This is a genomic window from Pseudobythopirellula maris (genome assembly GCF_007859945.1).
Classification (GTDB): Bacteria; Planctomycetota; Planctomycetia; order Pirellulales; family Lacipirellulaceae; genus Pseudobythopirellula; species Pseudobythopirellula maris.
The window spans coordinates 168,565-182,113 of sequence record NZ_SJPQ01000003.1; the positions used below are offsets into that span (position 1 = coordinate 168,565).

At 64.8% G+C, this 13,549-nt stretch carries 12 protein-coding genes; 5 read left to right on the top strand and 7 right to left on the bottom strand.

The features are described from left to right. The first annotated feature begins 348 nt into the window (after positions 1-348). Positions 349-1,260: a hypothetical protein gene (locus Mal64_RS13520; RefSeq protein ID WP_146401126.1), complete on the top strand. Its 912-nt coding sequence runs from the start codon at positions 349-351 to the stop codon at positions 1,258-1,260. A gap of 244 nt (positions 1,261-1,504) precedes the next feature. After that, positions 1,505-2,398 carry a DUF4437 domain-containing protein gene (locus tag Mal64_RS13525; RefSeq protein WP_146401128.1) on the top strand — a complete coding sequence of 298 codons (894 nt, stop codon included), beginning with the start codon at positions 1,505-1,507 and terminating at the stop codon, positions 2,396-2,398. Positions 2,399-2,957: 559 nt separating this feature from the next. Here Mal64_RS13525 and Mal64_RS13535 read toward each other — a convergent pair. From Mal64_RS13535 to Mal64_RS13545, 3 genes are all read right to left on the bottom strand, one after another. Continuing rightward, positions 2,958-3,299: a hypothetical protein gene (locus Mal64_RS13535; RefSeq protein ID WP_146401132.1), complete on the bottom strand. Its 342-nt coding sequence runs from the start codon at positions 3,297-3,299 to the stop codon at positions 2,958-2,960. A 268-nt stretch (positions 3,300-3,567) separates the two neighbouring features. Then, the gene (locus Mal64_RS13540) at positions 3,568-4,944 is read right to left on the bottom strand and encodes a DUF1552 domain-containing protein (protein ID WP_146401134.1); all 1,377 of its coding nucleotides are present in this window, start codon (positions 4,942-4,944) and stop codon (positions 3,568-3,570) included. Between the two features lie 102 nt (positions 4,945-5,046). Then, on the bottom strand, positions 5,047-7,632 hold the full coding sequence (locus Mal64_RS13545) for a DUF1592 domain-containing protein (RefSeq protein ID WP_146401136.1): 2,586 nt from the start codon (positions 7,630-7,632) through the stop codon (positions 5,047-5,049). A 438-nt stretch (positions 7,633-8,070) separates the two neighbouring features. Between Mal64_RS13545 and Mal64_RS13550 the strand changes: the two genes are divergently transcribed. Next, complete coding sequence (locus Mal64_RS13550) at positions 8,071-8,820, top strand: PEP-CTERM sorting domain-containing protein (RefSeq protein ID WP_197525754.1); 750 nt, start codon at positions 8,071-8,073, stop codon at positions 8,818-8,820. 96 nt (positions 8,821-8,916) lie between these two features. On the opposite strand, the gene Mal64_RS13555 is transcribed toward Mal64_RS13550, so the two are convergent. Both Mal64_RS13555 and Mal64_RS13560 read right to left on the bottom strand, forming a co-directional pair. Beyond that, the gene (locus tag Mal64_RS13555) at positions 8,917-9,570 is read right to left on the bottom strand and encodes a PEP-CTERM sorting domain-containing protein (protein WP_146401140.1); all 654 of its coding nucleotides are present in this window, start codon (positions 9,568-9,570) and stop codon (positions 8,917-8,919) included. A 155-nt stretch (positions 9,571-9,725) separates the two neighbouring features. Further along, complete coding sequence (locus Mal64_RS13560; RefSeq protein ID WP_146401142.1) at positions 9,726-10,229, bottom strand: hypothetical protein; 504 nt, start codon at positions 10,227-10,229, stop codon at positions 9,726-9,728. On the opposite strand from Mal64_RS13560, the gene Mal64_RS13565 reads away from it, so the two are divergent. After that, the gene (locus Mal64_RS13565) at positions 10,228-10,641 is read left to right on the top strand and encodes a hypothetical protein (RefSeq protein WP_146401144.1); all 414 of its coding nucleotides are present in this window, start codon (positions 10,228-10,230) and stop codon (positions 10,639-10,641) included. The genes Mal64_RS13560 and Mal64_RS13565 overlap by 2 nt on opposite strands. 8 nt (positions 10,642-10,649) lie before the next feature. Here Mal64_RS13565 and Mal64_RS13570 read toward each other — a convergent pair whose 3' ends face one another. Continuing rightward, positions 10,650-11,735 (bottom strand): 3-isopropylmalate dehydrogenase, encoded by a 1,086-nt coding sequence (locus Mal64_RS13570; RefSeq protein ID WP_146401146.1) that lies wholly within the window; start codon positions 11,733-11,735, stop codon positions 10,650-10,652. Positions 11,736-11,987: 252 nt separating this feature from the next. Here Mal64_RS13570 and Mal64_RS13575 point away from each other — a divergent pair, with 252 nt between their 5' ends. Further along, positions 11,988-12,317 carry a Rieske (2Fe-2S) protein gene (locus tag Mal64_RS13575; RefSeq protein WP_146401148.1) on the top strand — a complete coding sequence of 110 codons (330 nt, stop codon included), beginning with the start codon at positions 11,988-11,990 and terminating at the stop codon, positions 12,315-12,317. A 180-nt stretch (positions 12,318-12,497) separates the two neighbouring features. Here the strand turns inward: Mal64_RS13575 and Mal64_RS13580 are convergent, their stop codons facing one another. Further along, positions 12,498-13,379, bottom strand: coding sequence for a hypothetical protein (locus Mal64_RS13580; RefSeq protein WP_146401150.1), 882 nt, complete (start codon positions 13,377-13,379; stop codon positions 12,498-12,500). Between the last annotated feature and the right edge of the window lie 170 nt (positions 13,380-13,549).

A 13,549-nucleotide genomic window follows, 5' to 3' on the forward strand; every position in this document is an offset into this window, starting at 1 on the left:
CCGCAGAGCCTCGGTCGACATACCGCACAGGTGGCTTTGACAGTCAGTCGGGAACACAGCGGAGCTCGGCATTTTTCTGCCGAATGTCAACACAAGCCGATCATGCGATGTCGCCAACTATGATCGATACCAGCTTTCATAGGCATTGTGTCCATTATTGAGCACCCACTTTGACTCATCGCCCAAGAGCCTTGCAATACCACACAACATTCGTACAGTGACATGCTTCCCATTTGTCGGCTGCCTGCTAACGAACCTCAGCAGGGCCCATTTGCTCACAGTTCAATTCAAGCGCAAAACAATTACGTCCTATCAAATTGAGGCATCGCAATGAGTTCTAGGGTAGGAATGACCATCATCGAGATGGCTGCGGACAAGATCGGTGGGACAATCAGGAAAGGCAAGGCGATACCAGTTCTAATCGGCTCAGTCTTGGGATTGGTTTTGGGGGGTCTCTCTGCCTGGGCCATGGGGGCGGGAAACTTCGGTTACTATATCGGCTTTTCGCTACTCGGGTCTCTCTGCGCTTCACTTGTTTCCGCTTCCATCTTCACGAGACCCCCTAGCCCACCGGAGAACTGCGATTGGCTAGGTAAAGTATTGTCCAGTTGGATCCTGACGGAAAAAACCAAAACAAGCACATTGTACAGCTGCTATGCGGTGACAGAGAACGCGATTGTGCGCTTATTCCAGAATTGCTACCCAGGAAGCACAACACCCGATTTCGATGAGTGGATACGACTGCTTGAATCAGGTGTAATGCCTGACGCCAGTGCAACGCACGTGTATTCACTAGAGGGACTGGAATGCCTTGAATTTACACCGGGCAGTCACTTTGTAACTCTATTCTGCGAACAGAACGACCATTCGACCTCTAGCACTATCGATTGCGGCGACGAAAACACGGTTATGGCGTTTATTAAATCCATTGAGACTGCTCGCAATATAAAGCTCGAAGATTCTTACCGTGCCATGAGATTGGGTGAAGCAATACTATTCCCCTGCATACTTTTCAGTATAGCGATCTTATTCGTAACAGGTATCGCGTGGCTATCGCACCACTGGATTCTGCACCCCCCCCAGCCCCCCCGGGGCAAACCAGAGGGCGATGAGCTGGTTCGCTTCCTAACTTGGGCCGGGCCAGAAAAGATCGCGCTGTTTGGGTTGATACCTGTAGGCTTCGCTGCTACCTGGCTAATTAAACGCGTGTATCATCGTCCACAGGTGCGAGTACTTTCTCCCGTCAGCGCATCACTCTAGACCGGCGTTGAATTGGCCGTCTGGAATGTCTGATTCGACCGAGTCCCGACGTGCGTAGCCCATCGAGAAGTGAACGACCAGACACTCAGGCGAGCCGTGAGCCCTCCTGCGGCGGGTAAACTACACGACCGGAGTTGCTTGCGGCGCAGGATGGCGCCAGCCGCTCCGATCGCGGATTCCCCGCGACTCCCCTAGCCCCACGCCCGCGTCATGCGTTCGGGGCGATCAACTTGCAGAGGAACCGATGCTCTCAAAGCTTGCGATTGTCGTGTTTGGCGTGCTGGCCTTCGTCGGCGAAGGCTTGGCGGGTCCGCCGGGCGGGCCTGGAACGCAGGGTGAACCAGGAACCACCGTCTTCCTGGCGTCTGATATCGAATGGAAGCCGCTCAACCCCGCCCGCGGAGACAAGGGGCCGCAGGCGGGCACGCTCTGGGGCGATCAGACTGCCGACGGGGCCTCGGGCTTCTTGGTGAAGTTCGTTGACGGCTTCACCTCGCCGCCCCACATCCACAACATCACCTACCGCGGCGTCGTTCTTGGGGGGCTGCTCCACAACGACGACCCCGACGCCCGACCGATGTGGATGCCAGCGGGCTCGTACTGGATGCAGCCCGCCGGCGAAGTCCACATCACCGCGTCGCGGGGCACGAGCGTCGCGTTCGTCGAGATCCAGGAGGGCCCCTACCTGGTGCTCCCATCCGACCAAGCGACGGACAACGGCGAGAGAGCCGTCAATCTCGACGCGTCGAACTTGGTCTGGCTCGACGCTTCGGCGACGCGATGGGTCGAGCAACCCGACGGGGCGGCGCCCTCAGAAGGGCCACAGATTGCGTTTCTGTGGGGCGATCCCATCGCCGGACAGCTCAACGGTAGCCTCGTCAAACTGCCCGCCGGATTCAGCGGCGAACTCAGCGGCGGCGGACCCGCTCTTCGCACGATCGTGATCGAAGGCGAACTCGACTACCAAGCCGACAACGATTCCGCTCGCCAAACGCTGGGGCCGGGTAGCCGCCTGGTTTCAGCAGCAGGGGCATCGCAGAGGGTCTCGAATCGCACCCAGGCAGAGTGTCTGCTCTACGCACGCACCAAGGGCGTGTTGTTGGTCACCACGGCGCCGGCTGCGTCTGCGGGGGAATAGCGGGAGCAGCAATGCCCGCCGCGCGCCATCGCTGGCTTGCCCGGCTGCGCTGAATCGGGCGCCCGGCGCCGAGCACCGTGGTGGCGATCAGCTCGCCCGAGCCGACGATCGACGCCGACAAGATGAACCCCGGCCCGCTATACGACAGCATGCCGAGCCACGTCGTGGGGGCTCGGCGACGCGGCTGGGGTCGAGGCGGTAGGGGTCGATCGGCGCCGCGTCGGCGTGAGGTGCGGGCATCGGCGGCGATGAAAAGTGAGTAGATGAAAAGTATTCCCCCTCCCCCAAGGGGGGAGGGGTTAGGGGAGGGGGCGCCCCGGGTACCCGCTTCACACCCCCTCCCCTAGCCCCTCCCCCTGCCGGGGAGGGGGATTTTACTACCGCTCGCTGAAGCGGAGAAGGTCCGCAGGCCGGAACCAGCGGCGGCCGGGCGCCCCTTCGGCAAACGGCACGATTGCCCCGCCGCTCCGGCTGTGGCGCCCGTCCTTTCAGTGCATGGGATCAGCGTCGAATATTCACGCCGGCGCCGTCGAAAGAGCAATCCGCAAGCTGTCCGCAATCAACCGTTCAGTTCGACGAGAAACTCGTACTCACACGTGAGAAGCCGGCCAAAGCTGTTGTTGTCGAAGGGTGCGGGTCTACCACTGCAGTTGTAGGCCGTCTTTGCTGCATTTTCCGCGACGCACGCGAATAAGGCATCTAGGCCGTTCTTCTTGTGGGCCTCGTTCGGAAGCGAGATCTCTGTCCTAATTCGACCGAATAAGCCGTGTGCCTCGTGCCAGCGAGTGTGGTCCAGAAGAACCTCGTTCAACTCCGCATACAACGGATGCGGACTGACATGTGGCATGAGATTCTCGACGATCTGCACTGCTCTAATGGCGTGTTCAGTCGAGTATTTCACAGCATTCTCGGCGGTCGTACTTTGGCCCCCTCGACATCGTAGCAAGGGCATGCTCAAGAGGCTGCCTCGGCTTCATCGTTCGACGCAGGTGACGCCGATAGTCGGCCGGCGTTGACGTGGAGACTCTGCCTGAATACCAAATCCCTCAGGCGAGCCGTGAGCGTCAGCGACCGGAGCGGCTGGCGCGCCTTAGTGTGCCGCAAGCAACTCCGGTCGTGTAGTTTACCCGCCGCAGGAGGGCTCACGGCTCGCCCCCCGACATCGCGACTCACACGTTCCGCAGCGCCTCGGTCGAGTCGCCGAAGCGTTTAAGATCGCTGGCGCCCGCCGTTTCGGCCATCTTCAGGTAGAGATTCGCCAGCGGCCGCGAGCCGTGGTCCATGTAGCGGCCCGTGCGGTAGGCGCCGCCGGCGGCGCCGGCCAGCACGATCGGCAGGTTGTCGTGCGTGTGGCGGTTGCCGTCCGAGTTGCCGCTGCCGTAGACGATCTGCGAGTTGTAGAGCAGCGAGCGGCCATCGCTGTCTTCGGTCGCGTCGAGCCGTTCGAGGAAGCGGGCGAACTGGCTGGCGTACCAACGGTCGATCTCCTCGACCTTCTTGATCCGCTCCGGGTCGCTGCGGTGGTGGGTCAGGCCGTGGTGCCCCTCGTGAATGCCGATGTGGTCGAAGCTGCGGCTGCTGCCGTCGTGGGCCATCTGGAATGTCGCCACGCGGGTCGAGTCGGTCTGGAACGCCAGCAGCATGAGGTCGAACATCTGGGTGATGTACTCCTCGTAGTTCTCCGACACGCCGTGCGGCGCTTCGCGGTCTGGGTTGGGCGCCGCGCCAAAGCTCTCCGACTTCGCGATGCGACGCTCGCTCTCGCGCACAGCGCTGAGGTACTCATCGAGCTTCGCCCGGTCGGCGCGGCCGGCGGTGCGGGCGAGCGAGCGGGTTTCGTCCATCACGAAGTCGAGCACCGACCGCTGCTCGTTGCGGCGTTGCCGCAGCGAGGCCGACCGCTTTTCGCGGGGCCCGGCGCCGAAGAGCCGCTCGAACACGAGCCGCGGGTTCGACTCGGCGGTCATCGGCGTGGTGGGAGACTTCCACGAGATGTTGTACTGGTACGCGCAGGCGTAGCCCGAGTCGCAGTTGGTGCTGCGGTGCGTGTCGCCCGTCAGTTCGAGCGAGGGGAAGCGAGTTTGGTCGCCGATGCGGCGGGCGATCTCCTGGTCGATCGACACCCCGGCGCGGACGTCGGTCGCGCTCTTGTGGAGCCGCACCGTGGTGAGGAACGTGCCGTTGCCGCGGGCGTGGTCGCCGGCGCCGTCGCGGCCCGCCTTGGCGGCCTCGAGGTCCAGACCGCCCAGGACCTGCACCATGTCGCGGACCGGCTCGAGCGCCTCGAGGGTGCGGCCGAAGGCGAACTTCGGGCCGATGCCGACCGGCCGCCAGGCGGCGGGGATCGCGCCGTTGGGGAACGACACGAACGCCGTGCGCAACGGGGCGCCGCTGGCCGTCAGGCCGATGGCGGGCTCGCCGGTGACGGAAGCCGCCGCCGCCCGGCCGCCGAGCGACTCGAGCAACGGCAACGCGAGGCACACGCCCGCGCCGCGCAAGAAACGACGACGGCCGAAACCGCTGGGTTGTTCGCTTGGCGTGCTCATCGGTCGGTCTCGCTTATCGGGGAGAGTCGCGTTGCGACGTGCTGTTTCCGATTGATTGCAAACTGCTAAAGGACGTGCTCTGAAATTTACAATTTGCAATTCTCATTTTGCTATTTGCAGTTCTATCTCACGCTGGTCAGTGGGCTCACGCAAGGCGATCGGCTCCGCCGCCGCTCCTTCGGCCCGCCGCCGTTGGAACGGCGCCGAATCGATTAGCGATCGCATCATGTTGCGGAGGTCGCCGCCGCTTTCTTCGAGTCCCGCGACCAGCCGGTCGACGGTCTCGGTGTCGTAGTACTCGACCCCGCGGCCGAGGGCGTAAGTGAAAACCTTCTCGGTCAGGCAGCGGTAGAAATCAAAGCGTCTGTCGGAAGCCAGGATCTCTTTCAACTGCGTGACGCTTTCGAACGACTCGCCGCTCACCAGCGTGCCGGTCGTGTCGATCGGCTCGCCGCGGTCGGACTCACGCTCGAGGCCGAGGGCGTTGAAGTTCTCCAGCGCCAGCCCGAGCGGGTCCATGCGGGCGTGGCACGAGGCGCAGAGCGGCGAGTCGCGGTGGATCTCCAGCGAACGACGGAGCGTGATCGGCGTTTCCCCATCTTTCCCCTCCGCCGCCTCGAGCGGCGGGATGTCGGGCGGCGGGGGCGGCGGGGGCGAGCCGAGCAGGTTCTCGAGCACGTACAGGCCGCGTTTAACGGGCGAGGTGCGGTCGGGGTTCGAGGTGATCGCCAGCACCGTGCCCTGGGTGAGCACCCCGCCCCGTGGGCTGCCCTCGGGCAGCTCGACGCGGCGCATCTGGTTGCCCTCCACGCCCTCGACGCCGTAGTGCTCTGCGAGCCGCTGGTTGAGGAACGTGTAGTCGCTGTCGAGCAGCTCCAAGGCGCTGCGTCCTCCGCGCAGCACGTGCTCGAAGTGCATCTCGGTCTCGCGCCGCATCGCGCGTCGGAGGCCGCCGTTCAGGTCGTAATCTTTGTATTTCTCGCGTGACCGGAAGTAGTCCCGTCTCACATCGGCTAGCTCCCGCCGCTGGGCGTCGGTCAGTTGGTCCGCGTCGATGCGACGCAGCTCGCGGAAACGGCGACGGAGGCGGGCCTTCTCGGGATCGGGGCCGGCGTCGCGCGACATGACGGCGAAGGCGTTGACGTTGGTGGTGTCGATCTCGCGAGCCCGCAGCCATTGGCCGACGAAGTTGCTGATGAACTGCTGCGAGCGGGGGTCGTCGAGCAAACGATCGAACTGGGCGGCGAGGTTCTTACGCAGCTGGCCCTCGTCGGCCAGCCTAGTGAGTTCCTCGTCGGGCATGGTGGACCAGAGGAAGTACGAGAGCCGCGAGGCGAGGGCGTGCTCGTCGATCAGCGGCGCCTCGGCGGCCCCCTCGGAGACGGACGCGGCGGACTCGACACGGAACAAGAACCGCGGCGAAGCCAGCACGGCGATCATCGCCTCGCCCACGCCGCGCTCGAAGGTCTTGCCGTCCCGCTCGGCCGACGCGACAAGCGACGCCAGGCGATCGACGGTCGCCTTGTCCACGGGCCGGCGGAAGGCGCGCTTGGCGAACGCGCCGAGCAACTGGCGGGCGTAGGCGTCGCGGCCTTCGGCGTCTTCGGGCGGGTCGCGGGGGAACCACTTGTGGTAGCCCGGCGGGCGGGCCCAATGCTCTTCTTCCAGTGGCCCCCGCACCGTCGCCTTCTGCAGGTTGATCCGCAGCGATCGGACTTGCTCGGCGTCGGGCGTGGTGGGCTCGACCTCGATTTGGATGCGGTGCGCCCAAGTCGCCCAGTCGTACTCGAAACGCAACTCGTGACGCCTCCCCGCCTCGCTGCTGTAGACCTCGTTGTGCGTTTCCTCGCCGTCGACGTACACCCGGAAGATGCATTGGTTCAGATCGGACAAGCCGTCGACCCAGGTCTCCTCGCCGCGGAAGTTGAGCACCAGTTCGTAGCGGCCCTCGATCTCGGGCGTGTAGTCGTACGCCACGGAGGCGGGCTCGTAGAACGAGAGCCGACGCGGGCCTTTCCGCGCCTTGGCGGCGTCTTCGCCCTCGCTGAGAAACTGGCCTCCGTGCAGCACGCGGACGGCGGGCTGCGACGGCGCGCCGGGCAAGGCCTCGGCGACGATCTCTTGCGCGGCCTCGACGTACTTTTCGAAGAGCAGCGGCGAGACCGAAAGCACGTCGGCCATGTTGTCGAAACCGTGGCCCGAGTCGTCCGCCGGAAAACTGCCGCGGGTGTCGTAGTCGACGCCCATCAGGTCGCGGACCGTGTTGCGATACTCGTTGCGGTTCAACCGGCGGAGCGTCACCCGGCCCGGGTCGAGCCGCGACGGGTCGATGCCGAAAGCCTCGTGCTTGATCCAGTTGTCGAGCGTGGCGCGTTCGCCGGCGTCGGGTCGGTCGTAGCCGTGGGGCGGCATCACGTCCGCGCGGACTAGACGCATGACACGCTCCCACTGGCCGCGCAACTCGGCACGCGTGTGCGGGTCGTCGGGCGAAGCACGCCAGCCTTCGACCAATTGGTCGAGAGCGACGCCCCCTTCTTCGCCGCCGTAGCCGTGGCAGTCGTAGCAGCGCGCCTCGAGCACCGCTTCGGCGGCGGCGAGGTCGTGTTCGCCGGCGGGCGACTGCGCGAACGACGCCACGGGCGCAATCGCAGCGAGGTACACGATCCAGAGCGAGGGGGAGAAACGCATCGCGGAAAGCACCGGCGGGGCAAGGAGCACGCGGAGGCGGGCGGGTACTTAGTAGTTTAACAGAACCCCACGCGGGGCAACCCCGCGATACTCCCGGCGGGCGAAGTCTAAACCGTCTTCAGGGGCTGCGACAGCTGATGCGACCCCTGCTGCAACGGACGTAACGGTCGTAGCGTTGCTGCGTGGAATCGTCGTTTGTGAATCTGGGAAACCGACTCGCCGCACAAATCGCCCCGCAGCAGTAAGCCCCAAGGCCGTATCGAGCCGAAAATGGTTGCGAGTTGCTCGCCGCTGCCGGTAGGATGTAGCCGTGCGGGCAATCGTATTTCTCAGGGGCAATCTGGGAGATGGATCGTGCTACTTATAAATGTTTTGCGAACCCTCTTGTTGAGTGTTCTGGCTCACACACCAAGCGCACTCGCCCTCGCCGTTCCCGCGATGTTGCTCAGTGCCGGCACGCCAGCCTCGGCCCAACCGCCCGACCAGCTGCGGCACTACGAGTTCTCGCCGCAGCTGAGTCGTATCCATATCAGTGGCGGCTTCGCCGGTGTCGATTTTCGTTCGCCGATCGGCGGCGAGTTCGATCTGCTGACGGGCTTCGAGTACCGGTTGGACCCCGACGACGCGCTCTTCTCAATCCGCCCCCCATCGCTTGAACCGTACGCGTTGTTCAAGAACGTCGACGCCGCTTACTTCGACGCGTTCAGCAACCAACGACGCGACCTCGACCGATTGCTCAACCTCTCCGGGCTCGAAGGCTACCCGACCGACTACACGTTCGAAACGATCGACTTCGTCGGTCTCGACGGCCAGGGAGCGCCGATCCGCTTGCAGGCCCGCGTAGGCGAGCGGCGGCTTGTGCTCAGCGGTCGCAACAACCCTTCGTGCTGTGACTTCTTCGATTACGAGATCAAGGCCGTGGCGTTGCTTTCGCCGTTGGGCGATTACAACTTCGACTACCGCACCGACATCAACGACTACACGCTGTGGGTCGACACGTTCGGATCGACGACCGACCTGAGGGCCGATGGGAACGCCAACGGGATCATCGACGCGGGCGACTACGGGGTCTGGAGAGACGGCACGGTGGACTTCCGCCTCATCCCGCTCGGGGCCTCCATCCCGGAACCGTCGTCGGCGGCGCTCGTGCTGATCGCCTGTTGGGGCGTCGCCCGTCGTCGACGCTAGCGCGGGCCGACGACGGCTTCCAACCCATGGAACGCGAAGAGCCCCGGCCAAGCTTGGCCGGGGCTCTTCGTTTGTTATGTCGCACGAGGGCCGGGCTCAGCGGCGCCGGCGGACCAAGCACGCCGCGCTGGCCGCGAGCGCCAGCAGCAGCGACGTGGGCTCCGGCACGGCGGGGCCGATCGCGAAGACGGTGAAGTGGTCGGTCGTGCCGCAGAACGTGTTGTTCTCTTTGACCATGATCTTGTCATCCTCACTGACCCAAGCCTGCGCCTGCTCATCGTAGTAGGAGAGCGAGAAATCGCTGAGCGTGGAGCCCGGGAGCGGGCTCTGCTCCCACTGCGGGACCTCGAAGCAGATCTCGAAATCGCGTCCCAGGTCGGTGATCGACTCGCCGGTGTCGGTGTCGCTCAGCAAGATCTCGAAGACGTACGCGTCGGCGGGAGCCGGCTTGTGATCTCCCTTGACCGACTCCTGGAAATTGAACTCGAACGACAAGCTCCGATCGATCGGCAATTGGTTCGGATTGAACGAGACCGTGCTCGGCTCGTACAGCGGGTTGACCCCCTCCGTGGCGTTCTGCTCGTGGAGCGGGTTGTTGATCCGCTGCTCATCGGGACGACCCTCGCCCGATCCGCTGCCCCGGAAGAGAACCGCAAAGCTGGTCGCCCCGGCAGGCGCAACGGCGCCAAAGGCGAGGCACACCGCCATCAGGCGGACGAGCAAGAGTTGGCGGATCGGCGTAGCGTTCATGAGCGGCTCCGGTAAAAGCAGAGAGGCGGATCGGGAGAGGCAAAGCCTCGATTATGCACGCCCGGCAAACACGCCGCAAACAATCGGTAGAGGGGCGCCCGTCGCACCGTGCGAGGGCGGCAAGAAGCACGGCGGTGGAGAACTCGAATCGAGCGTCATTCCGCGAATCGGATGTTCGCCGGCTTGGCGTCGTAGTAGTGGATGCCGAGCGAGGCCAACCTCGCGAGAACCGTCGAAACGATCTCCCACTGCTGAGCGGTATCGTAAAGCTCGCGTTTTTCTAATTCCCAATCCGTGAATCCCCCCTCCTCGAAGTCAAAGGGACGGTCGAGGTATGCTTTGCCAAAATCAAGCAGGTACGGGGGCGTGACGATCGACATTTCGATCACGAGCAGATCGTCGTCCCAGCCCAAGAGTGAGGGCAGGCTGAAGCCCTCGATGGCCTTGATCCCCTCGGCGGCCAGCCTTTCGTAGCACGCCAGCTCGGTTCTATCGTTAGCTTGTCGCTCAAACGCCTTGAGCGCGGCGCCGCGATTGGTCGCCCACACACCGCCGTCTTGGCCGAACCCCAACCGGCGAAAGACTCTGGAACGTCTAGGCGAATCGCTCGTTGCGGCGTAGCGTTCCGCTCGGACCAACAGTTCGGATAGATCCGCCATGATTCGCATCTCGGAGCAAGAGCACACTTCGGAGGTGTCGGCCGTGTTGCTCGTCGGGGCCTCGCCCCATCAGCCGCCAACGCACGTCTACCCGCTGGCCGAAGTGAGTCGCCGTCACTGCACTCTCCGTGACCCGGGGCACGTCTTGGGCGGGAGCAGCGGGTTGATTGTGCTCACGATCGACGGCCACGAACACCGCAGCATGGTGCGACTCGTCGCTTACGAAGACTTCTCAGAGGGCCGCATCGCCTTGCGCCCTCTGTCGCGCAGCGATGTGAGGGGGAAAGCGTTGTCCACTCTGACGCATTGCCCGAGAAGGAAACGCGTTGTTGGCTCAAAAGTCCCCAATCGCCCCCAGGACTCGATCGCAACAAGCCCGCTTCCAACCGATGGCCAGCTTGAGTTGTTCTGAGCGGTTCGTCACAGCGCCTCGATCACCATTCGCGCCACCTCGTCCGTCCCAAACCCGCTGCGGTCGAGCCGTTTGCCCTCGAACTTCGGGGTGGTCTTCTTGACCGCAGCGCCGATCTGTTCGCCGCACTTGATGGCGGCGTCGCTGCCCTTGATGCGGCCGGTCTCGCGCAGCATCAGGGCGAGCGAGTCGATCGTGGCGATCGGGTTCGCCAGGTTCTGGCCCGCGATGTCGGGAGCCGAGCCGTGCACCGGCTCGAACATGCCCGGCGCCGCGCCGCTGGGGTTGAGGTTGCCGCTGCTGGCGATGCCCATGCCGCCGGCGATCGCGGCGCCCAGATCGGTGATGATGTCGCCGAACATGTTGGGCACGACCACCGTGTCGTAGCACTCGGGCTGCGTGACGAGGTACATGCAGCAGGCGTCGACGTGGTGGTACGCGGTCTCGACGTCGGGGTACTCCTCGGCGACTTCCTTGAAAGCGCGGTGCCAGGTGTCGCCGGCGAAGGTGAGCACGTTCGTCTTGTGCACCAAAGTGAGGTGCTTGCGCTCGCGGGTCTTGGCGAGCTCAAACGCGTAGCGGACGCAGCGCTCGACGCCGAACCGGGTGGCGACCATCGTCTGGCTAGAGACCTCTTGCGCGGTGCCCTTGCGCACAAAGCCGCCCACGCCGCAGTAGAGGTCCTCGGTGTTCTCGCGCACGACGACCATGTCGATGTGCTCGCTCGTCTTGCCGGCGAGCGGGGTCTCGATGCCCGGGTAGAGCTGCACGGGGCGCAGGTTGATGTACTGGTCGAGCTCGAAGCGGAGCTTGAGCAGGATGCCCTTCTCGATGACGCCACCCGCCAGGCGTGGGTCGTTCGGCAACCCGCCGACGGCGCCCAGGAGGATGGCGTCGTAGCCGCGCAGCGTTTCGACGTCGGCGTCGTCCAAGACGTGGCCGGTCTCGAGGAAGTGGGCCGCCGAGAAAGGGAAATCGGTGGTCTTGTACTCGAGGCCGCAGCCGGGGGCGGCCGCCTTGAGGACGTCGAGCGAGGCGCCGACCACTTCGGGGCCGATGCCGTCGCCGCCGAGGATCGCGAGATTGAGAGACATGGAATGCGGAAGGGGGATTGCGGATTGCGGAATGAGGTCAGCCCCACAGTTTACCAAGGCCACAAACTCTCCGCAGGGGGCGACATGCGTGTTGAGGTGGGAGGGGTCTCCGACCCCGATATCGGTCTGCGAGCCGCTAACCGCTGACAGGCCGTTATCGGCGTCGGAGACGCCTCCCACAACCAACTTTGTTCGCGTTAGACTGTTGGTTTCCTAACCCCTCGCACCTAATCCCTGCCCCCTCCCACTGCCATGCCTGAGTTTGTCACCGTCGCCAAAGTGGGAGAGATCGCCGAGGGCGAAGGGACCACCGTCGAGGCGGGCGAACGGCTCGTTGCGCTGTTCCTCCACAAGGGCGAGTACAAGGCGATCGACGACATGTGCCCGCACCAAGGCGCCTCGCTCGGCGCCGGGGCGCTCGACGAAGAGGGCTGCGTCACCTGCCCCTGGCACGCCTGGCGGTTCTCGACCACCGACGGCAAGTGGTGCGACAACCCGCGGCTGGGCGTCGACGTGTTCGACGTGCGCGTCGAGGGGGATGAGATCCAGGTCAGCACCGAGCCGCGGGCGCAGGAAGAGTAACGGCGCGCCGCCGGCGTTAGCCGCCGGAGTGGGTCGCATGCGGAATTCGGATGGTGGATTGCGGAATAGCAAACGACGCGAAGAGTCGTGGCTCCCCTCCTCCGGAACGGGGGAGGGGTTAGGGGGCGGAAGCGGGTACCCAGCGCGCCCCCACCACGGCCCTACCCCACGGAAGGGAATTCAATCGACGCGCTGCGCTTCGAACTTCTGCTTCACACGCGTCGTCGCCCCTTCGGTCGTGACGATGAACTCCAGCTCACGGGTGCAGCGCACCGGTTGGCCGGTCGCCAAGTCCAGCAGCGCCTCGCCCGCCGTGCTCTCGACCTTGATCGACTCGTCGGCGAACGCTGCGCCGACCCACTCGAACACGGCAACCGGGTCGCCCTGCACATCGCGGACGCCGGCGTAGCGGCAGGTCCAAGCGAGCGACGGCGCCGCCCCCTCCTCGCCCGCGCCGGCGTCGATGGTCCACTCGAAGCCCGGCTCGGCCGCGCCGGACTGCAATTCGTTCGGCAGCGTTGGGGCGGCCAGCGTGGCGAGATTGTCGAGCGCCGTGCGGATGGCTGGCTCATGGCTCGAAACGCCGACCGACTTCTCCACCGCCTCGGGGAGCGCGACCCCTAGCGAGGCGCCGCGCGCGTCGATCTGCACGGCCCAGCCGTGACGGACGAACGAATCGAGCGAGGGGGCGAGCAGCGCCGCCACGCCCTCGGGGGGCGCCTCATCGGCCGTGTCGTAGACGCCGTGCTGTGCGCCGGGGCCCGTGACCTCGACACGCATCGAGCTCGGCTGCTGGCGGATCGTCGCGATCCGCTCGGCGCCGCCCTCGTCGATCGACTCGACGTTCCACGAGACCTCGGCCGTCTGCTCGACCACGCTCTCGCCGGTACCCGCCTGGCCGGCGTCGATGGTCATCGCCATCGACTGCGTAGTCAGGTAAACCGCCTCGTCGCCTTCGTTCCAAAGGACCGAGAGCTTCGCCTCTTGGGCCGAGGCGCCAACGCCTATCGTAGCGCCTGTCGTCGCGATGCCAACCAACAGCAGCAATCGTCGCAAATGCATGGTCCTGTAGGGACCGCCCTCGGTGGCGGCCCGCGTCCCGGCGGGTGAGTGGGTGTCTGTCGTACGTGGTGTCGTGTCGATCAACATGGCGTCGCCCGTCCCCCGGGCCGGAACGCCACGGCGGGCGTTCCCTGCAGCGATTCGTGGCAGGGACCTTGCCCCGTCGGCCA

What these genes read in the sequence shown, in the direction of transcription:
- Mal64_RS13520 (WP_146401126.1), top strand. Translation starts at nt 349, where the DNA reads ATGACCATCATCGAGATGGCTGCGGACAAGATCGGTGGGACAATCAGG.
- Mal64_RS13525 (WP_146401128.1), top strand. Translation starts at nt 1,505, where the DNA reads ATGCTCTCAAAGCTTGCGATTGTCGTGTTTGGCGTGCTGGCCTTCGTC.
- Mal64_RS13540 (WP_146401134.1), bottom strand. Translation starts at nt 4,944, where the DNA reads ATGAGCACGCCAAGCGAACAACCCAGCGGTTTCGGCCGTCGTCGTTTC.
- Mal64_RS13545 (WP_146401136.1), bottom strand. Translation starts at nt 7,632, where the DNA reads ATGCGTTTCTCCCCCTCGCTCTGGATCGTGTACCTCGCTGCGATTGCG.
- Mal64_RS13550 (WP_197525754.1), top strand. Translation starts at nt 8,071, where the DNA reads ATGTTGCTCAGTGCCGGCACGCCAGCCTCGGCCCAACCGCCCGACCAG.
- Mal64_RS13555 (WP_146401140.1), bottom strand. Translation starts at nt 9,570, where the DNA reads ATGAACGCTACGCCGATCCGCCAACTCTTGCTCGTCCGCCTGATGGCG.
- Mal64_RS13565 (WP_146401144.1), top strand. Translation starts at nt 10,228, where the DNA reads ATGATTCGCATCTCGGAGCAAGAGCACACTTCGGAGGTGTCGGCCGTG.
- Mal64_RS13560 (WP_146401142.1), bottom strand. Translation starts at nt 10,229, where the DNA reads ATGGCGGATCTATCCGAACTGTTGGTCCGAGCGGAACGCTACGCCGCA.
- Mal64_RS13570 (WP_146401146.1), bottom strand. Translation starts at nt 11,735, where the DNA reads ATGTCTCTCAATCTCGCGATCCTCGGCGGCGACGGCATCGGCCCCGAA.
- Mal64_RS13575 (WP_146401148.1), top strand. Translation starts at nt 11,988, where the DNA reads ATGCCTGAGTTTGTCACCGTCGCCAAAGTGGGAGAGATCGCCGAGGGC.
- Mal64_RS13580 (WP_146401150.1), bottom strand. Translation starts at nt 13,379, where the DNA reads ATGCATTTGCGACGATTGCTGCTGTTGGTTGGCATCGCGACGACAGGC.